Source organism: Xanthomonas sp. LF06-19 (genome assembly GCF_034105425.1).
Classification (GTDB): domain Bacteria; phylum Pseudomonadota; class Gammaproteobacteria; order Xanthomonadales; family Xanthomonadaceae; genus Xanthomonas_A; species Xanthomonas_A sontii.
Window position 1 is genome coordinate 122,055 of sequence record NZ_JAXGGH010000004.1, and the last position, 18,513, is coordinate 140,567.

An 18,513-nucleotide genomic window follows, 5' to 3' on the forward strand; every position below is an offset into this window, starting at 1 on the left:
GACGATGGCAAGTCGCCCTACAACGGCAACAGGATGTTGCTGAGCTTCCAGCGCAGGCCCTCGCGGGTGAATACGAAGGGCACGGCGGTACCGTCGGCGGTGTGCACGGTGGCGACGAAGCGCGTGGTCGATTCGAAGCGGTGCTCGGCCTGGCGCAGTGGTTGTGGCGGGCGCGGCGCGGCGTAGGTATCGCCGCCGACGGTGTCGCCGCTGGCGCGTTTCCACAGCGCGTCGCCCTGCATCAGCGCGCCGATGCCGGTCGGGGTGACCAGCGCATCCACGCTCATGCCGCCGAGGCCGCCGGCCAGCGACAGCAGCGCCCCGCCGAACAGGCTGGACTGCAGGTCGGGGCCGGCGCGGCGCACCAGCGCATCGTCCACCTGGGCCTTGAGGTTGACCCGCAGCGTGGGAAAGTCGACGTAGCGCTCCAGTGCCGCCGCATCGCGCTCGCGCAACGCCTGGTCGATGCCGCGGATGGCCAGGTACGGCCCAGCGACGACGTAGCCGCCGAGGGCGAGCAGGGCGAGGAACAGCAAGGTCAGCCATTTCTTCATCGCATGTCTCCTTGCGTGTGGGCGTTCTGCAGGAGCGGATCAGCCGCGACGCGTGACCGGGAATGCCTGTCGCCGCTGAAGCCGTTCCGACGGGGAAGCACTGCCGTTCTAGAACTCCAGGTCCAGCGCCGCGCACAGATAGTCCACGAACGGGCCCAGCGTCTGCAGGTCGGCGGCGACCTGCGCGCGCAGCCGCGGGCCGGTCATGGTCGCGTCGTCGAGCTGGCGCCAGAACACCCAGTTCTTGTGCTTGAGGTCGTCGATGTAGTCGAAATCGGCCGGGAAACCGCGCGGCGGCCGCACCAGCATCTCGCTTTCCTCGAAGTCGAAGCGGCGGCGCAGCGCCGGCGCATGCGCGGCGGCCTTCCAGCTGCCGGGATTGTCGAAGATGAACTGGCGCACCTTGCGCTGCGTGTCCGGTTCCGGATGCCACAGCCCGGCGCCGACGAAGCTCTCGCCCGGCTGCAGGTGGATGTAGAACGAGGGGGCCGGCACCTGCTTGCGCCGCTCGTGGAACAGGCGCGCACCCTGCCAGGTCTTGTACGGCGACTTGTCGTGGGAGAAGCGCGCGTCGCGGTGGATGCGGAACAGCGAGCCGCCGACGCCGCGCGGGTCGGCGCGGAAGTGCTCGCTGACCTGGGCCAGGTCCGGCTGCAGGTCGGTGATCAGGCGCAGGAACGGCTGGCGCACGTGTTCTTCGTACTTGTGCCGGTTGTCGTTGAACCAGGCCTTGTCGTTGTGCCGTGCCAGGGCACGCAGGAACTTGAAGCTGGCGTCGCTGAAATAGCTGGTCATAGGCTGCGTTGCAGGTCGTGGCCCCAGGCGGCCAACTGGTCGAGCAGGGCTTGCTTGGTAGCATCCTGCGGGTGAGCCAGGCGTAAACCGGCCAGTTCCGCGTAGAAGGCGTCGAAGCTCAGTTCGGACAGGCCGCTGTCCTGCTGCAGGCGCTGCCGCCGGTAGTCGTCCCAGCGCGCCTGTTCGGCGATGGACAGGCTCTGCGGCCAGTTGCGCGCGCGGTAGCGGAACAGCAGCTCGGGCAGGCGCGGATCGCGGAACTGGCCTTCCAGCGCGGCCAGTTGCGCCGGCGGGGTGGCGCGGACCTGAGCCATCGTGCGCTTGTCGCCATCGGCCAGGAAGCCGTCGTACAACGAGGCGTCGACATCGGCCGGCACCGCGGCGCGCTCGCTGGCGAACACCCGCCGCACCTTCTCCGCCAGCGCCGGGCCGGCTTCGCGCAGGCGCTCTGCCTTGGCCAGGAGTTGCGCGGGGTCCAGCCGCAGCCGGGCGAAATCCGCTTCGCGCAGGTGCGCCCAGGCGACCAGCGCCGGTGCCTTGTTCAGATGCACTTCCTTGAGCGGGATACGCTGTTCGCCCTCGGGCAGGTCGGCCTGCGGGGTGTACAGGCGGTCGGCGATCTGTTCCGGCGTATAGCGCAGCAGCGGCTCGATGTCGCCTTCCAGGTCGAACACCAGCACCCGGCTGTCGATGCGCGGATGCCGCGCCAGCGGCAGCACCGGCGCCGCGCACAGGCGCGTGGCCGGATAGCGCATCGACACGTGCAGTACCGGCTGCATCGCCACCGCGTCGAGCAGGCCGCCGCAGAAGCGCTTGTCGCGCAGCTTCAGCGCGTACTCCCACAGCCGCGGCTGGCTGCGGCGGAAGTGCCGGGCCATGCCGATGGTCGCGTACACGTCGGACAGCGCCTCGTGCGCATCGCCGTCGCGCACGCCGTTGGCCAGCGCCAGTTGCTCCAGCTTGAACGAGGTGGCGCCGTCCTCGCGCTGCGGCCAGACGATGCCCTCCGGGCGCAGCGCGTGCATCAGTCGCAGCATGTCCAGCAGATCCCAGCGCGAGTTGCCGTTGCGCCACTCGCGTTCGTAGGGATCGTGGAAATTGCGGAACAGACCATGGCGCACGAACTCGTCGTCGAAACGCAGCGAGTTGTAGCCCAGCGTGCAGGTCTGCGGCCGCGCCATCTGCTCGGCGATGCGCGCGAACGCCTCGGCTTCGCTCACGCCCTCGCGCAAGGCCTGCTGCGGGGCGATGCCGGTGATGAGGGTGGCGACCGGCGAGGGCAGCAGGTCGTCGGCCGGTTTGACGAAGAAACTGATCGGCTCCTCGATCACGTTGAGTTCGGCATCGGTGCGCACCGCGGCGAACTGCGCGATGCGCGTGCGCCGCGGATCGGCGCCGAAGGTTTCCAGGTCGTAGAAGAGGAAGCTGTCGGGCATAACGAATCGAATGGTGCGAGGCAGGCGAGTCTAGGAGCGTGGGGATGCTTGTAGGAGCGGGTGTCCGGATAGGCTACGCCGGTTCAATGCGCCCCCTCCAGCGGTGCCAGCCGTGCGTGCACGATGCGCTCCAGCCAGCTCCAGTCGATCCGCGACAGATCGCTGTGGCCCTGCGTGGCCTGGACCAGGATGTCGCGCTGCACTTCGCTGCGTTCCAGCGCCTGCGCGTACGGCGTGCGCAGGAAGGTGACCATGGTGTAGTGCGGCACGAAGCGGGTCGGATGCCGCGCCTGCAGGGCCTGGCCGAGTTCGCGCTGCAGCAGGAAGCCGGCGTCGCCGACGCGGTCGCGCATTTCCACGTAGTTCTCCAGCGCCATCTGCTGGATCGCGCCGGCATTGGGCTTGCGCTCGGCCTCGAAGGCGGCATACGCGCGCGCCAGGTCCGGCTCGCGCTGCAGGTGCGCGGCCAGCGCGGCGCAATCCTCGAACGCGCAGTTCATGCCTTGCCCGTGGAACGGCACCATCGCGTGCGCGGCGTCGCCCAGCAGCACCGCGCGGCCGCCCAGGTGCCAGCGCTCCAGGCGCAGCGTGCCGAGCAGGCCCGGCGGGTGCTGCTCCCAGTGCTCGGCCAGTTGCGGCATCAGCGGCAGCGCATCGGCGAAATCGCGCGCGAACAGCGCCAGCGCCTCCTCGCCGTTGCGCACGGTGGCGAAGCTGGGCTCGCCCTTGTTGGGCAGGAACAGGGTGACGGTGAAAGTGCCTTCGTGGTTGGGCAGGGCGATGCACATGTAGTGCCCGCGCGGCCAGATATGCAGGGCGTTGGCTTCGATGCGGAAGCCGCCGTCGGCGCCGGGCGGGATCTCCAGTTCCTTGTACGAGTGGTCGAGGAACTCGATGTGCTCGGCCATCGGCGCCTTGCGCTGCATCGCCGCGCGCAGCGCCGAGCCGGCGCCGTCGGCGCCGATCATGCTGTCGAAGCGGATGTCGTGCGGCTGGTCGTCGCGGTCGTCGATGAAACGCGCATAGCCGGCATCGAAATCCACCGTGTGCAGGCGCCGGTAGAAGTGGATGCGCGCACCGGCCTGCTCGGCCAGCTGCAACAGGGTGATGTTGAGATCGTTGCGGTGGACCGACCAGATCACCTCGCTGTCGTCGCGGCCATAGCGCTGCAGCTGCTGGTGGCCGTCGGCGAAATGCACCATGCGCCCGCGCATCATCACCGCCTTGGCCATCACCGCGGCATCGGCGCCGGCCTGGCGCAGCACGTGCAGGCCGCGTTCGGCCAGGGCCAGGTTGATCGAGCGGCCGCGCTCGTAATCGTGCACGCGCGGGTCGCCACGACGCTCGTAGACGGTGACCTGCCAGCCCTGGCGCGAGAGCAGGATGGCGAGCAGGGAGCCGGCCAGGCCGGCGCCGATCAGGGTGATGCTGCGGGGGGATGCGTTCAATGCGGTGTCCGGAAGGCGCGGCAGGCCGCCGCGCGAAGAAGGCGGCTCAGACGCCGGCCCAGGTTTCCACTTCCTCGACGAAGCGGTAGACGTCGCGGTAGCGGTTGTACAGCGGCACCGGGCTGATCCGGATCACGTCCGGCTCGCGCCAGTCGCCGAGCACGCCGACCGATTGCAGGTACTCGAACAGGGCGCGACCGCGCTCCCGCCCGCCGGCCACGCGCAGCGACAACTGGCAGCCGCGTTGCGCCGGGTCGGACGGGGTGATGATCTGCAGGGTGTCGGCCAGGCGGGCGCGGATCAGCGTCTCCAGGTAGCCGGTCAGTTGCTGCGATTTCTGCCGCAGCGCGTCCAGCCCGGCACGCTCGAACAGGTCCAGCGAGGCGCGCAGCGGGGCCATGCTCAGGATCGGCGGATTGCTCAGCTGCCAGCCGTCGGCACCGGGCGCGGCGACGAATTCGGGCGCCATGCGGAAACGGGTGCGCTTGTCGTGGCCCCACCACCCGGCGAAGCGCGGGGTGTCGCCGTGGCCGTGGCGTTCGTGCACGAAGGCGCCGGCGACCGCGCCGGGGCCGGCGTTGAGATATTTGTAGTGGCACCACACCGCGAAGTCCGGCGCGGCATCGTGCAGGTGCAGCGGCACGTTGCCGATGGCGTGGGCCAGGTCGAAGCCGACCGCGGCGCCGGCCGCGCGCGCCAGCCGCACCACCGCGGCCAGGTCGAAGGCCTGGCCGGTGCGGTACTGCACGCCCGGCCACAGCACCAGCGCCAGGCGCGGGCCGTGCTCGGCGATGGCGCGCTCGATCGCCGCCAGCGACACGGTGCCATCGACGCCGTCGGGCTGCACTTCGATCAGGTCGGTGGTCGGGTCGAAGCCGTGGAAACGGATCTGCGAGGCCACCGCATGCTGGTCGGACGGGAACGCGCCGGCCTCGATCAGGATCGCCGGGCGCTCGCGGGTGGGCCGGTAGAAGCTGACCATGAGCAGGTGCAGGTTCACCGTCAGCGTGTTCATCGCCACCACTTCGTGCGGATGCGCGCCGACCAGGCGCGCCAGCGGCGCGGCCAGCAGTTCGTGGTAGGTCATCCACTGGGTGTCGCCGTTGAAATGGCCTTCCACCGCCAGCGACGACCACTTGTCCAGCACCTCCTGCACCGCGGCGCGCGCGCCGCGCGGCTGCAGGCCCAGCGAGTTGCCGACGAAGTAGGCCTGGTCGGCACCCTGGTGCTGCGGGAACAGGAACTCCTGGCGCAGGGCCCGCAGCGGATCGGCGGCGTCGAGAGCGATGGCGTGCTGGCGGGACAGGATCTCGTTCATCGGCATTGGGTTCCGGGAAGCAGGGCGAGAGTCTAGAGCGTGTAGGACGACGGAAGGTGAGTGCGTGGCATGGCGCGGGGCGAGGCCGCGTGGCCCTCTGCAGCAGCGACCGCACGGCCAGGGTGAGGCGACGGCGCGTTCACCCGCTGCGGTGCGCGGTCACCGGCGGTTGTTCCTTGGCGGCCGCGGCAGCCGGCAGCAAGGCGCTGCGGACCAGGTGGGTCAGGGTGCCGACGCTGTCGGCGACGCGGTCGCTGGTGTCGGCCAGCGCGGGCGGCGCGCCGCCGTCGCTGCCGTCCTGCGGCTGCGCGGCCAGCGCCTCGGCCAGGCGCCGCTCGTCCGCGCGCAGGCTGGCCTGCGCCGGCGGCGTGCCGCTGCGCAGGCTTTCGGCCAGTTCGGTCAGTGCGGCATGCGCCTGTTGCCGGAACTGCTGCAGTTCCGGCAACGGCGGCAGCGGCGGCGCATCGCGCAGCACCGCCTCCAGCGCCAGCGAGGCGCGGATCAGCCGGTTGCCGTTGGCCAGCACCGATTCGGCCAGGGTCAGTTCGCGCAGGTTGCGCTTGCGCCGCGGCTCGCCGCGCAGGCGTTCGATCGAGGCCTGCGCGTTGGTGCGCGCGGTGCGCGAGGCCGCGCGGGTGTCCGGCAGCGCCTGCAGGCGGCCTTCCAGCACCGCATCGAGATGGTCGCGGTAGGCGAGCAGCAACTGCGCCAGGATCGCGCGGATGTGCTTGCGTTCCCAGGTCGGCCACAGCGCGTAGGCCGCCAGCGCCAGCGCGCTGCCGAGCACGGTGGCCTGGATGCGCTCGCCGATCGCCTCGCCCGGGGCCATGCCCTCGAACGACAGCAGCAGCACCAGCATGCCGGTCAGGCAGGCCACGCCGAGCCCGTAGTTGACCTGGGTCAGCAGGCGGAACCCCAGGCAGAACACGGTCAGCAACAACAGCCGCACCACCGCCCCGTCCATCACGAAGTGGGCCAGCACGGTGGCCAGCAGCAGCCCGGCGAAGGTGCCGGCCACGCGCAGCGCGCCGAAGCTGAGGGTGCCGCCGAAATCCGGCTTCAGCACGATCGCGGTGGTCATCGGGATCCAGTAGCCGTGCGGGATCGCCTGCCAGCGGGCGAACAGCACCGCCAGCGCCAGGCACACGCCGCAGCGCAGCGCGTGGCGGAACGCCACCGAGGACAGCTTCAGATTCGCCCGCAAGGTCTGCAGCGGCGCCAGTGGACGCAGCGCCGCCGGCAACTGCGCCTCGGCCAGTTCGGCCTGGATCTCGCCGCGGCTGCTGGCCCAGCGGCCATTGCGCGCCAGCGCGCGCAGCTGGCCGCCCAGGCCCTGCGCACGGGCCACGGCGATGCGCAGCAGGCGGCGTTCGCGGGTGTCCTCGGTCTGCGCCTGCACTTGCGCCAGCGCATCCACCAGATCGTCGAATCCGGTCATCGACGCAGTGGCCGCGTCTGGGTCCTCGGCGCTGTCCAGCGCGTGCGCGAGCTGGTCCAGCACCACCGCGCTGCGTTCGAGCACGCGTTCGATCGGCAGCCGCGCGGGCGATCCTGCGTCCAGGCGTCCGTGCAGGTCGGCCAGGGTCAGCAGCTCCAGCCGCGCGCGTTCGCACAGCTCGGCGATGACCCGGAACGCCTGCACCGCACGTCCGCGCGAGCGGTGCTCGCCGTGCAGCATCACCATCGCCTCGAGCACCGCCTCGGTGGCCGGCGGCGCGGCGGTCGCGCCGGGCCGCTGGCGGGCGATGCCGGCCAGTTGCCGCATCAGGTCGGCCAGGGCGAAGCGTTCCGGGCGGTAGCGCTGCAGCGGCCAGGCGGCCAGCGCCATCAGCATCTGCAGCACGCCGCCGGCGAAGATCAGCGTGGCCACGCCGACGCTCTGCAGCGGCGGCAGGCGCACGTCGGCGCTGACCACCAGCAGGATCATGCTGGTCAGCCCGACCCGCGCCGCCACCGGGCCCAGCGCCACCAGCAGGCCGCCGCCGAGGCCGAGCAGCAGCGCGCTCAGCGCCAGCGCCACGGTGTGCGCGCCGATCAGCATGCCCAGCAGCGCGGCCACGCCTGCCGCCAGCGCCGCCATCAGCATGCGCTGCATCCGCGCCCGGTACGGGCCGGGCTGGTCGGAGAACATGGTGTTGAGCGCGCCGGTGGACACCGCCAGGCCCAGCTCGGCATGGCCGGCGGCCACGCCCAGCGCCAGCGGCGCGACCACCGCGGCGGTGTTGCGCAGGGCCACGCGCACCGGCACGTCGCGCGGCTTGAGCGCGATCAGGCTGCGCAGCATCGCGAGCCGGAACGGCGCGGGGGCAGGGCGGTCACGGCGCGTCGGCCGCCGGCCGCGGATGCACGTGGCCGCAGCGGGCGCAGGTGCGCAGCGATTCGGAGGCGTAGAAGCGCGCGAACACCGGCGGGAAGTCGGTCTCGATGTCCTGCAGCGGGAAGTAGGCTTCGTACAGCAGGTGGTTGCAGCGCTCGCAGAACCACAGCAGGCCGTCCTGCTCGTGCGGCAGGCGCCGCCGCTCGATCACCAGGCCCACCGAGTTCGCGCCGCGCTGCGGCGAGTGCGGCACCTTCGGCGGCAGCAGGAAGGTCTCGCCGGCGCGGATCGGGATCTCGCGCACCGCGCCGTCTTCCTGGATCTTCAGCACCATCTCGCCTTCGAGCTGGTAGAACCACTCCGGGCCTTCGTCGTAGTGGTAGTCGCTGCGCGCGTTCGGCCCGCCGACCACCATCACGATGAAGTCGCCGGCGTGGATGCACTTGTTGCCCACCGGCGGCTTCAGCAGGTGCCGGTGGGCGTCGATCCAGGCGTGCAGGTTGAGCGGGCCGGGGAGCATGCGGATCCTTGATCGAGGTGGCGGAACGGCGCGCCGCTCAGCGGTCCTCGCGGTCCTGGCTGATGCGCGCCAGGGCGGCATCGTAGCGCGGCGCCAGGTCGTCGATGCGGTCAAGTTCCATGCCCAGGTCGTGCACACGGCCGTCGCGCAGGCTGTAGACCCAGCCGTGCACGGTCAGTTCCTGGCCGCGCGCCCAGGCGTCGAGCACGATCGAAGTGCGGCTGACATTGACCACCTGTTCGAGCACGTTGAGCTCGCACAGGCGCGCGTGCTGCACGTTGAGGTCGCCGGCCTGCTGCAGGCAGTGCTCGTGCTTCTCGGCCACATCGGTGACGTGGCGGATCCAATTGTCGACCAGGCCCAGCCGCGCGCGGGTCAGGCCCGCGTGCACGCCGCCGCAGCCGTAGTGGCCGACCACCAGGATGTGCCGCACCTTCAGCACCTCGACCGCGAACTGGATCACCGACAGGCAGTTCAGGTCGGTATGCACGACCACGTTGGCGATGTTGCGGTGGACGAACACCTCGCCCGGCGCCATGTCGATGATCTGGTTCGCCGGCACCCGCGAGTCGGAGCAGCCGATCCACAGGTACTCCGGGGTCTGCTGCTTGGACAGGCGGCTGAAGAACTCCGGATCCTCGCGGTTGATGCGTTCGGACCAGAAGCGGTTGTTGTCCAGCAGTTGTTCGATTTTGCTCATAGCCCGGCATTATTCCAGAAGCCCGCGGCCGGTGCGCGGCGCGCGCCGACGCCGCTGCCCGGATCGCGGGGATCCGCATGCACACGGCGTCTCAGTGCGCAGCCGCCGCCGGATCGGGCTTTTGCCGATCCCGCCGATGCGGCGCGCTGCGCAGACTTCCTCCACGCCCACACCGGGCATCAGCGGAGGATCCCATGGCCGACTTCAACGCGTTCTTTCCGACCCTGCTCAAGCACGAGGGCGGCTTCGTCAACGATCCGGTGGATCCGGGCGGCGCCACCAACAAGGGCATCACCCTGGCGACGTTTCGCTTATACGCCAAGAGCCTGCTGCAACTGGAGCCGACCCTGGACAACCTGCGCGCGCTCACCGATGCGCAAGCCGGGGTGATCTACAAGACCTGCTACTGGAATGCGGTGCACGGCGACGAGATCGCGCTGCAGCCGCTGGCCAACATCCTGTTCGACTTCCAGGTCAACGCCGGCAACAACGCCATCAAGCTGCTGCAGCGCGTGCTCAACGCGCAGACGCCGGCGCTGCAGCTGCCGGAGGACGGCAAGTTCGGCCCGGCCACCCTGGCGGCGCTGAAGGCCGCCGACCAGCGCGATCTGTACGCACGCTACAAGCAGGGCCGGCGCGACTACTACCAGCGCCTGGTCGCGGCCAGGCCGCCGCTGGGCAAGTTCCTCAAGGGCTGGCTGGCGCGCACCGACTCCTTTCCCGACCTGAGCTGAGCGCGCGCGCGGCAAGCGCCGCCGATCCGCTGCCGTCGCCGACGGCGGCCTTCTTTCTCCAGGAGCGACCATGGCTGGACCGACCGCATTGAACGACCTGATCGAAGCGCTGGCCGGCGCCGTGATCGAGGCGCAGGACCGCATCGAGCAGCACCAGATGGCCAACCTCGGCGATTACTTCGACGAGTTCCACCGGCCCAAGAGCGTGATCATCCGCCTGCCGTCGCAGCACCCGCAGGCCGCCGAAGGCGACGAGGACTACTACCGCGCGCCGCTGCTGCCGCTGGTCTCGACCAACGTGCTGCGGATCAAGGACGTGGAGATCAGCTTCGATGCGCAGCTCGGCGACCTCGGCGGCCTGCAGTCGGCCGACGGCTTCTTCGCGCCGGAGTCGCCCGGCCCGCGCGGTGCCTGGCAGGCCAAGCGCACCGCCACCCGTTCCAGCGTGCGCGTGGATACCAGCGCCAGCGCGCGGAGCCAGCGCCAGAGTGCCGTCCACGTCGTGTTGCGCGTGGAGGGGACCGAACCGACTGACGGAGCGGCCAGATTGCTGAACCATCTGGCGCAGACGCAGGGCGTGTTCAAGACGGTCATGGCCGACAAGCCGGACGTCGCGGGCACGGACGATGTAACCAATCCCACCAACTGAAGGAGTCACTGCAATGGCTGACGAACTCGTCAATATGTCAAGTCAATTCAAGGGTCTGCCGATGGGCGACCTGATCGGCGGCCCGCTCGATGCGGCCTGCGACGCGCAGGTCAAGCTGGCCCGCGCCACCGCCGATTTCATCCGCGTCATCGGCTTCCTGCCGCCGGACAACCCCGACCCGAAGAATCCGCAGGCAACCGGCGCCACCCGTACCGCCAGCTTCCGCTTCAAGCGGCCGGTCGACGACCCGGACAAGGCCGGCGGCATCGCCGAGGAGGAGGTCGAACTGGAAGTGCCGCTGCTGGCCATCGTCAACGTGCCCAGCCTGAGCATCCAGACCGTGGACATCACCTTCGACATGGAAGTGAAGTCGTCCTTCTCCTCGAAGGAGAAGACCGATGCCTCGGCGTCGATGTCGGCGGACGTGGAATACGGCTTCGGCCTGTTCAAGGCCAAGGTGCATATCCAGGGCTCGGTCTCCACCAGCAAGGAGAACACGCGCAGCTCGGACAACTCGGCCAAGTACCACGTCTCGGTGCATGCCGCGGACAAGGGGCCGCCGGAAGGTCTGGCGCGGGTGCTGGACATCCTGCAGACCTCGGTGGCGCCGCGCAAGATCGGCAAGCCCGAGCCGGTTCCCGCGTAAGTCCATAGCGGTCCGTTGAACCATCTCGTCGGGGGACTCGTCAACGATGTTCGACCTTACTGAAGTCAAGTTCGTCAAGCGGGTCGTGGTCGGCAGCGACAACCCGACGCAGATGCAATCGCCCGAGCAGATCGAAGCCGCGCGGGCCTTGCTCAACCGCTGCCTGAGCGATTCGCCGAAGGGCGCGATCATCGGCACCGAGAAGAATTTCGCCGTGCTGCAGATCGGCGAGCACCAGGTGGTGATGCAGTGGCTGTGCTACCACGTGGGCTTCCCGCGCAAGCCCGGCTGGATGAAGGACGACTGATGGCCAGCCTGCGCTGCGAGTTCGACCTGCTGCTGCAGGGGCTGTCGGCGGCCCTGCTGGATGCGCAGCGGCGCTGCCGCGCGCGTCACGCACAGGCCTTGCGCGCCTGCTTCGGCGCAGGCGAGACGCTGCCGGTGGCCACGGACGCGGCCGAGCCGCCGTCGCTGCAGATCCCGTTGTGGGAGCTGCGCGCCTGGCAATTGCCGCAGATCGGCGAACTGGCCCTGGCCTTCGACGTCGAACTGGACGTGGAGGAGGCGCCGGACGAGGCGCCGCGCCTGCTGCTGCAGGTATTGCCGCGCCGGCCGCGGCGGCCCGGGCACCGCCTGCAGATCCTGTTCCGCGGCACCCACACGCCGGTCGGCGAGGTGCTGTTCGACGGTCAGCGGCTGAAGCTGTGGCAGCTGTCCGATGCGCCCGCCCCGCACGATCCCGCCCAGGAGACCGCACATGCGTAGACACGGCTTCATCCTGTCCCGGCACGACACCGACCTGTGGTGCCGAGAACTGCACATCGACCTGCGCTCGCTGGCCCGCGCGCAGCGGCTGCGCCGGCGTCGACGCCGGGCGCTGTGGCTGCTTGCCGTACTGTGCCTGGTGGCGGCCGTGGTGGCGCTGCTCTGGTTCGGTCTGTCCTGACCGCGCCCATCGTTTCCTTTCGTATCCAACAGGAGAGTCGCATGCGTATCCGTTCGCGTGGTGTTGCGCGTTTCCCGCTCTGGCTGGCGCTGTGCCTGGCCATGCCGTTCGCCGCCGGTGCCGCACCGCAGGCGCCGACGCCTGCTGCGCCGGCCGCAGCGGCCAACGCAGACGCGCTGCCGCCCGGCGAATGGAGCGGCACCCTGGCGCTGGATGCGCAGCGCCTGGCCGCCGTGCGCCTGGTCCAGCGCGAGGGAAATGCCAGGCTGATATTCGCCTCGCCGTTGAACTGCGTGTTGCTGGTCAAGCCGCAGCCGGGTAACGGTTTCGCACTGGAGTCGATCAATGGCGGGGCCTATTGCGACAAGCTCATGGGCAAGCCGCTGCGCCTGCAGCGCAGCGGCGACGACCTGCGCTTGAACGTCGACGGCAAGGATCTGCCGGTGGTGCTGCATGGCGATCCGGGTCAGCCCAGCCCGCTGCAGGGCAAGTGGCGCGGGATGGCGCGCCCCGAGCGCGGCGATCGGGACGTTGCCGTGGACCTGAGCGTCGCCGCGACGCCGCAGGCACCGGGCAAGCCCTCGGTGCAACTGCGCTACGGCGCACCACGCGAGTGCGCAGTGCAGGCGTATTACGCCGGCATGCGCGAAGGAACGTCGGTGTATTCGCTGGATATTGCCCGTGGCGGCTATTGCGATCTGCTGAGCGACGGCCAGTTGACCCTGCGCGCCAGAACGGACGGCAATCTCGAACTGCAGGTCCTGGACCGCACCGGGACGCGTCGGGACAGCGCGCTATTGGAACGCGTCCCCGCCAACCCGTAATCCGTCGCGCAGACGCGCCGGCCGTCGTTTCCGTCCAGGAGTCGTGCGATGAACCTCGTCTGGATCAAGACGCTGGCCGGCGCCGCGTGGCGCCGGCTCACCGCGGCCCGCCGTGCCGGACCGCGGCTGCCGCCGCCTGGCATCCTGCCGCAACTGCGCGCCGAGTGCGAAGCGATGGCGCGCTATGCGCTGGAGCACGGCATGGCGGTGCCGCCGGAGCTGATCGCCCGCCTGTCGGCGCTGCTGGGCGCCGGCACGCCGGACGCCGATGGCGGCGACATCGAGGTGCACGCGCACGAACTGGCGGTCACCCACCGGCGGCTGGCGCAGCTGATCCGCCCGGCCACGCCGCAGGCGGTGTTCCTGCTCGATGCCGAGCGCCGCCGCCCGCACTGGGCGACCCTGCTCGGCCCGCTGCCGCTGGTGCGCGCGCTGACCACGACCTCGCTGCTGTTCCTGTTCGCGGTGGTGGCGACGGCCCTGTCCAGCAAGGTCAGCGCGGACAATGTGCGCCTGGGCTTCCTGGATTCCTCGGGCAGCGTGCTGCTGTGGAATGCGCTGTTCCTGCTGTTCTGCGCCGGCCTGGGCGCCTCGTTCTCCTCGCTGTTCCAGGTGCACCGCTACGTCGCCGACGCCAGCTACGACCCCAAGTACGACGCCTCCTACGGCGCGCGCATGATCCTGGGCCTGATCGCCGGGCTGATCCTGGTCGAAGTGTTGCCGCCGGATCTGTTCGAAAGCGGCAGCATGCGCAGTTTCGGCAAGCCGACTCTGGCGATGCTGGGCGGCTTCTCCGCGACCGCGGTGTACCGCCTGCTGCAGCGTCTGGTCGATCTGATGGAGACGCTGGTGCGCGGCGATACCTCGGCGCAGGCGCAGGCGTCGCTGGAAGTGCAGCGCGCCAGCAACGACACCGAGCGCATGCGCTGGCAGGGCGAGTTGGCCGCGCAGTTGATGGCCCTGCAGCAGTCGATCGAGGCCGGCACACCGCCGGCGGCGATCCAGCAGCGGCTCGCCGAGTTCGCCCGCGGGATGCTGCAGGTGGAAGCCGCGCGTCTGCCGCCATCGCCATCGCCGGCAGCGGAATGAACCCGCCGGCGCGACACTGGGGTATCGCCGGTGTTCCCATCATCGTTCGTCGGCGCAGGATTTCGTTCTGCGTCACAGCGCGTGCGCGGTAGCACGGGATTCTGTCTACGAACCGAGACGAATGCGGCAATCCGCACAAGTTCAGCCGTCGTCGCCATCCATATCAGCCTGAAGCCGATGGCCGCCATGACGCGGCGTGACAAGCTGAGAACGTAATGCAAGCGCAGGTTCAGCGCTGTCGCATCGATTGAAAAAGGGGCGCGTCGCGCTGCAGGGGGACGCGGATTGCCGCGCGGTCGCGCGTTGGGAGTTCCATTGCCAACACAGGTAGAGAATGAACACACGTATCGTGATTGCCGCCGAACGCAGCATTGTGCTGGAGGGCATGGTGGCCCTGCTCAACAACACGCCGGACATCGACGTGGTCGGCCACGCGGTCGACGGACTGGAGTGCGTGCAACTGGTGACCCGACGGCAGCCGGATATCGTGCTGATGGACGTGATGCTGCCGGGCCTCAACGGCATCGAGGCCACCCGCCGGCTGCTGCAGCGCAGCCCGCGCAGCAAGGCGATCTGCATCGCCGCCTCCGATGCGGCGGCCAACGTGCGCGCGGCCATCGACGCCGGCGCCAAGGGCTACCTGGCGCGCAACAGCACCTTCCACGAATTGCTGCGCGCGATCCAGCAGGTCGGCAACGACCAGCTGTACATCAGTCCGCAACTGTCGCAGTCGCTGGTCAGCGAGTATCGCTGTCCGCCCGGCGATGCCGTCTCCGCCTACACGCTGCTGACCTCGCGCGAACGCGAGATCGTGCAGTTGCTGTCCGAGGGGCTGTCGACCAAGGAGATCGCCGCGCGTCTGCACATCAGCGTCAAGACCATCGGCACCCACCGCGAGCACATCATGCTCAAGCTGGGCATGCAGAGCATCGCGCAGTTGACGCGCTACGCGATCCGCGAAGGTCTGTCGCCGCTGGAGGGAGGCAGGGCCAGTGCGCGCCATGCCGGGCACGACCGGCAGGGACCGGCCAGCCGGTGTGGGTGAGGCGGCGCACGCCGCCGCGCGTCCCGTGACGGTGCGCACAACTGCATGGTCGGCCGCGCTGGTGGCGGCGTGGTTCAGTCCGGACGTCGCGCGTGCATCAGCGCCGCGACGGCCTGCGCGCCGGGATCGGCGTGGGCCTGCAGCGCCTCGCGTACCGCGGCCTGGTTCGCCGGCGGATGGTTCTGGCTGAGCTTGAACTTCAACTCGACCCGCTCGACCTCCAGGCGGAAGCCGACGATGCCGCGCAACTGGCGCCGGTGCGCGTCGTTGTCCGGCTCGTAGCGCCAGTCGCTGCCCAGCGCGCGCTCGTGGCGTTCGCTCAGCCGCGCCACCACGTCGGCCAGCAGCGCTTCGTCGTCGCTGGGGTGCAACTGCCCGTGCAAGTGCGCGGTGGCGTAGTTCCAGGTCGGCACCCGCGCCATCGCCTCCTTGTCCGGATACCAGCCCGGGGAGACGTAGGCATGCGGGCCGTGCACGATCAGCAAGGCCGGCCCGGCGTGCCGCGCCTGCGGGTTGGCCCGCGACCAATGGCCTTCGACCAGGATGCGTTCGCCGTCGCGCCGGTGCAGCACCGGCAACGGCGTGGCGCAGGGCAGGCCGTCGGCGACGGTGACCAGGGTGGCGAACGGGTGGTCCGCGATCAGCGCATCGAGCGCGCCCAGGTCGTGTTCGGCGAAGGCGGGTGCAACGTGCATCCCCGGATCAGGCGCGCGCGCCCAGGGTCTGGGTCATGCGCCCGCGCAGGCCGGCGTCGTCGTCGGCCTGCGGCGGCGACACCTCGCCCAACGAGAAGCCGCGCGCCCGCGCATCGTCCTCGTCCAGGCCATCGAAGGCGACGAATTCGGCATCGAACAGCGCCGCGCGGGCGGTGTCCTCGCTGTCGTAGCTGAGGGTGTTGCCGTCGCTGTCCAGCACCTCGGCGGTGCCGGCGTCGCGCACACGCAGGCGTGCCCACACCAGCAGGCGGCCGAGGCTGGCCAGGTACCACTGATCGTGGGCGGGAGAATCTGAGGTCATGGAATCACCAGGGAAAGCAGCCAGAGCAGGGCGGCCATGCCGAGGCCGAAGAAGATGGTCATCAGCGACAGCCAGGCCGGCGTGGCCAGCCCGGAGAGCCCGCGGTCGCCGAGCGGACGGTAGCGCCGCGCCAGCAGCCAGCCGAGCGCGACCGGCTTGAGGAAGGCACCCGGCCCGAACGCCGCCACCAGCGGCGGATGGCGGTCGCGGATGTGCACCAGGGTCAGCGGCCAGAAGATCAGGAACGCGCTGGCCCCGGCGATCGCCACGCCGACGAAGCACAGCGCGAAGAACAGGATCATGGCGTGCGCTCCCCGTGCCGGCTCAGAACTCGGCGCTGCCCGGTGCGCGCGGGTAGGGGATGGCGTCGCGGATGTTGCTCAGCCCGCACACGTACACCACCAGGCGCTCGAAGCCCAGGCCGAAGCCGGCATGCGGCACCGTGCCGTAGCGGCGGAAGTCGCGGTACCAGCCGTAGTGCTGCGGATCCAGGCCGAACTGCAGCATGCGCGCGTCGAGTACGTCCAGGCGCTCCTCGCGCTGGCTGCCGCCGATGATCTCGCCGATGCCGGGCGCCAGCACGTCCATCGCCGCGACGGTCTTGCCGTCGTCGTTCAGGCGCATGTAGAAGGCCTTGATGTGCTCGGGATAGTTGGTCACCACCACCGGACGGCCGACGTGCTGCTCGGTCAGCCAGCGCTCGTGCTCGGTCTGCAGGTCCAGGCCCCATTCCACCGGGAACTCGAACTTCTGCCCGGACTTCTGCAGCAGGCCGATCGCGTCGCCGTACTCGATGCGCTCGAACGGCGAGTTGATGAAGGTCTCCAGCTTGCTGATCGCGGTCTTGTCCACGCGCTCGGCGATGAACGCCAGGTCGTCGGCGCGCTCGTCCAGCACCGCGCGGAACAGATACTTCAGGAAGTCCTCGGCGACCCGCGCGTCCTCGGCCAGGTCGGCGAAGGCGATCTCCGGCTCGATCATCCAGAACTCGGCCAGGTGGCGGGTGGTGTGGCTGTTCTCGGCGCGGAAGGTCGGGCCGAAGGTGTAGACCTTGCTCAGCGCCAGGCAGTAGGCCTCGACGTTGAGCTGGCCGGACACGGTCAGGAAGGTCTCCTTGCCGAAGAAGTCGCGGCCGAAGTCGACCTGGCCCTGCGCGTCGCGCGGCAGGTTGGCCATGTCCAGGGTGGAGACGCGGAACATCTGCCCGGCGCCTTCGGCGTCGGAGGTGGTGATGATCGGCGTGCTGATCCAGTTGTAGCCGTTCTGGTGGAAATAGCGATGCACCGCCTGCGCCAGGCAGTTGCGGATGCGCGTCACCGCGCCGAACAGGTTGGTGCGCGGGCGCAGGTGCGCGACCTCGCGCAGGAACTCCGGCGACATCGGCTTGGGCTGGATCGGGTAAGTCAGCGGGTCCTCGACCCAGCCCACCACCTCGACCGCGCTGGCCTGGATCTCGTACGACTGGCCCTTGCCCTGCGACTTGACCAGCACGCCCTTGGCGATCAGCGAGCAGCTGCCGGTGAGCCGCTTGACCTCGTCGAAGTTGGGCAGGGCATCGGTCGCCACCACCTGGATCGGGGCGAAGCAGGAGCCGTCGGACACGTTGATGAAGGCCAGTCCGGCAGATCCGCGCAGCGTGCGCACCCATCCCCGCACCGTGACTTCGCCGCCTTCCGGGATCTTCCCGGCCAGCGCATGTGCAACGCTCACCACCGTCATGACTTGAATCCTCGCCGCAGCGACTCGATATGGAAGGGGCAAGTGTACTGGCTGGAGCGCAGCGCTTGCGAGGCGTGGCGGCGATTGGCCGCCAACCTTCCTATAATGTCCGCTCGCAGTCGCCGGAGTCGTTCGTCATGGCCATCCGTCTCACCCCCGTCGCCCATGCCCGCGTGCAGCGCTTCGTCGCGCAGACGCCTGGCGCGCTGGGCTTGCGTTTTGGCGTGGAGCGCACCGGCTGTTCGGGGTGGGGCCACGTCACCGACCTGGCGCGCGAGGCGCGTGCGGACGACGCGGTGTTCGAGCAGGACGGCGTGCGCATCTATGTCGATGCCACCAGCCTGCCGCTGGTGGACGGCACCGAGATCGACTTCGCCAAGCAGGGCCTGGGCGAGACCTTCGTGTTCCGCAATCCGAATGCCACCGCCGAGTGCGGTTGCGGCGAGAGCTTCACCACCGACGCCGCGCACGCCGGCGCGGCCTGAGCGTCGCCGCTGCGGCGGCGCGGCCTCCTTGTGGGATGAGCTCTAAAGCCGGGACCCGGGGCCCGGGACCGGGGGCCCGGAAGAGCGGTCCGGATGCGCTGCCTGGTGCAGGAGGGTTGAGACACGTCGCCTCGAAAGGCAGGGTGGCCTCGCTTTTCCGGGTCCCGGGTCCCGGGTCCCGGCTTCATCGAGTCAGGACACCACCCGGCCGCCCTTCACGGCACCTTGTCCGCAGCGGCACTTCTGCGCCATAATGTGCGGCTTCCTGCCT

The 18,513-nt window shown here is 69.9% G+C and carries 22 protein-coding genes; 10 read left to right on the forward strand and 12 right to left on the reverse strand.

The features are described from left to right. Positions 1–17 precede the first annotated feature (17 nt). From SLW55_RS09770 to can, 8 genes are all read right to left on the reverse strand, one after another. Positions 18–554, reverse strand: a complete 537-nt coding sequence (locus SLW55_RS09770; protein ID WP_152236460.1) for a DUF2939 domain-containing protein — start codon at positions 552–554, stop codon at positions 18–20. 108 nt (positions 555–662) lie between these two features. After that, positions 663–1,349, reverse strand: a complete 687-nt coding sequence (locus SLW55_RS09775) for a DUF2461 domain-containing protein (RefSeq protein ID WP_152236459.1) — start codon at positions 1,347–1,349, stop codon at positions 663–665. Continuing rightward, entirely contained in the window at positions 1,346–2,785 is a 1,440-nt protein-coding gene (gene sbcB / locus SLW55_RS09780; RefSeq protein ID WP_320745014.1) for an exodeoxyribonuclease I, read from the reverse strand. The genes SLW55_RS09775 and sbcB overlap by 4 nt, the downstream gene beginning before the upstream one ends. Before the next feature lie 83 nt (positions 2,786–2,868). Next, positions 2,869–4,233 (reverse strand): NAD(P)/FAD-dependent oxidoreductase, encoded by a 1,365-nt coding sequence (locus tag SLW55_RS09785; protein ID WP_043092154.1) that lies wholly within the window; start codon positions 4,231–4,233, stop codon positions 2,869–2,871. A 46-nt stretch (positions 4,234–4,279) separates the two neighbouring features. Beyond that, complete coding sequence (kynU, locus tag SLW55_RS09790; RefSeq protein WP_267103687.1) at positions 4,280–5,551, reverse strand: kynureninase; 1,272 nt, start codon at positions 5,549–5,551, stop codon at positions 4,280–4,282. Positions 5,552–5,690: 139 nt separating this feature from the next. After that, on the reverse strand, positions 5,691–7,835 hold the full coding sequence (locus tag SLW55_RS09795; protein WP_320745015.1) for an FUSC family protein: 2,145 nt from the start codon (positions 7,833–7,835) through the stop codon (positions 5,691–5,693). 31 nt (positions 7,836–7,866) lie between these two features. Continuing rightward, complete coding sequence (locus SLW55_RS09800; RefSeq protein ID WP_152236454.1) at positions 7,867–8,388, reverse strand: 3-hydroxyanthranilate 3,4-dioxygenase; 522 nt, start codon at positions 8,386–8,388, stop codon at positions 7,867–7,869. 37 nt (positions 8,389–8,425) lie between these two features. Continuing rightward, positions 8,426–9,088, reverse strand: coding sequence for a carbonate dehydratase (gene can, locus SLW55_RS09805; protein ID WP_320745016.1), 663 nt, complete (start codon positions 9,086–9,088; stop codon positions 8,426–8,428). 194 nt (positions 9,089–9,282) lie between these two features. On the opposite strand from can, the gene SLW55_RS09810 reads away from it, so the two are divergent. The 9 genes from SLW55_RS09810 (at position 9,283) to SLW55_RS09850 (ending at position 15,021) form a co-directional block, all read left to right on the forward strand. Further along, positions 9,283–9,822, forward strand: a complete 540-nt coding sequence (locus tag SLW55_RS09810) for a glycosyl hydrolase 108 family protein (RefSeq protein WP_267085724.1) — start codon at positions 9,283–9,285, stop codon at positions 9,820–9,822. A gap of 70 nt (positions 9,823–9,892) precedes the next feature. Further along, complete coding sequence (locus tag SLW55_RS09815) at positions 9,893–10,471, forward strand: DUF2589 domain-containing protein (RefSeq protein WP_173003349.1); 579 nt, start codon at positions 9,893–9,895, stop codon at positions 10,469–10,471. A 13-nt stretch (positions 10,472–10,484) separates the two neighbouring features. Next, positions 10,485–11,117: a DUF2589 domain-containing protein gene (locus tag SLW55_RS09820; RefSeq protein ID WP_026143450.1), complete on the forward strand. Its 633-nt coding sequence runs from the start codon at positions 10,485–10,487 to the stop codon at positions 11,115–11,117. Positions 11,118–11,163: 46 nt separating this feature from the next. Further along, positions 11,164–11,424 (forward strand): hypothetical protein, encoded by a 261-nt coding sequence (locus tag SLW55_RS09825; protein ID WP_017910927.1) that lies wholly within the window; start codon positions 11,164–11,166, stop codon positions 11,422–11,424. After that, the gene (locus SLW55_RS09830; protein WP_320745017.1) at positions 11,424–11,882 is read left to right on the forward strand and encodes a hypothetical protein; all 459 of its coding nucleotides are present in this window, start codon (positions 11,424–11,426) and stop codon (positions 11,880–11,882) included. The genes SLW55_RS09825 and SLW55_RS09830 overlap by 1 nt, the downstream gene beginning before the upstream one ends. Further along, positions 11,875–12,063 (forward strand): hypothetical protein, encoded by a 189-nt coding sequence (locus tag SLW55_RS09835; RefSeq protein ID WP_017910929.1) that lies wholly within the window; start codon positions 11,875–11,877, stop codon positions 12,061–12,063. The genes SLW55_RS09830 and SLW55_RS09835 overlap by 8 nt, the downstream gene beginning before the upstream one ends. 41 nt (positions 12,064–12,104) lie before the next feature. Continuing rightward, positions 12,105–12,887: a hypothetical protein gene (locus SLW55_RS09840; protein WP_152236451.1), complete on the forward strand. Its 783-nt coding sequence runs from the start codon at positions 12,105–12,107 to the stop codon at positions 12,885–12,887. A gap of 48 nt (positions 12,888–12,935) precedes the next feature. Then, positions 12,936–13,976: a hypothetical protein gene (locus tag SLW55_RS09845; RefSeq protein WP_295931241.1), complete on the forward strand. Its 1,041-nt coding sequence runs from the start codon at positions 12,936–12,938 to the stop codon at positions 13,974–13,976. A gap of 334 nt (positions 13,977–14,310) precedes the next feature. Next, a complete protein-coding gene (locus SLW55_RS09850) occupies positions 14,311–15,021 on the forward strand; it encodes a response regulator transcription factor (protein WP_017912470.1) in 711 nt (236 codons plus the stop codon). Between the two features lie 74 nt (positions 15,022–15,095). Here the strand turns inward: SLW55_RS09850 and SLW55_RS09855 are convergent, their stop codons facing one another. The 4 genes from SLW55_RS09855 to asnS are packed head-to-tail and all read right to left on the reverse strand — an operon-like array spanning position 15,096 to position 17,757. Next, on the reverse strand, positions 15,096–15,716 hold the full coding sequence (locus tag SLW55_RS09855) for an FMN-binding negative transcriptional regulator (RefSeq protein ID WP_320745019.1): 621 nt from the start codon (positions 15,714–15,716) through the stop codon (positions 15,096–15,098). 7 nt (positions 15,717–15,723) lie between these two features. Continuing rightward, positions 15,724–16,038, reverse strand: a complete 315-nt coding sequence (locus tag SLW55_RS09860) for a hypothetical protein (RefSeq protein ID WP_019800125.1) — start codon at positions 16,036–16,038, stop codon at positions 15,724–15,726. Next, positions 16,035–16,340: a hypothetical protein gene (locus SLW55_RS09865; protein ID WP_017907180.1), complete on the reverse strand. Its 306-nt coding sequence runs from the start codon at positions 16,338–16,340 to the stop codon at positions 16,035–16,037. The genes SLW55_RS09860 and SLW55_RS09865 overlap by 4 nt, the downstream gene beginning before the upstream one ends. Positions 16,341–16,362: 22 nt before the next feature. Further along, positions 16,363–17,757: an asparagine--tRNA ligase gene (asnS, locus tag SLW55_RS09870; RefSeq protein WP_017907179.1), complete on the reverse strand. Its 1,395-nt coding sequence runs from the start codon at positions 17,755–17,757 to the stop codon at positions 16,363–16,365. Between the two features lie 137 nt (positions 17,758–17,894). On the opposite strand from asnS, the gene SLW55_RS09875 reads away from it, so the two are divergent. Beyond that, on the forward strand, positions 17,895–18,242 hold the full coding sequence (locus tag SLW55_RS09875) for an iron-sulfur cluster assembly accessory protein (RefSeq protein WP_017907178.1): 348 nt from the start codon (positions 17,895–17,897) through the stop codon (positions 18,240–18,242). The last annotated feature ends 271 nt before the right edge of the window (positions 18,243–18,513 follow it).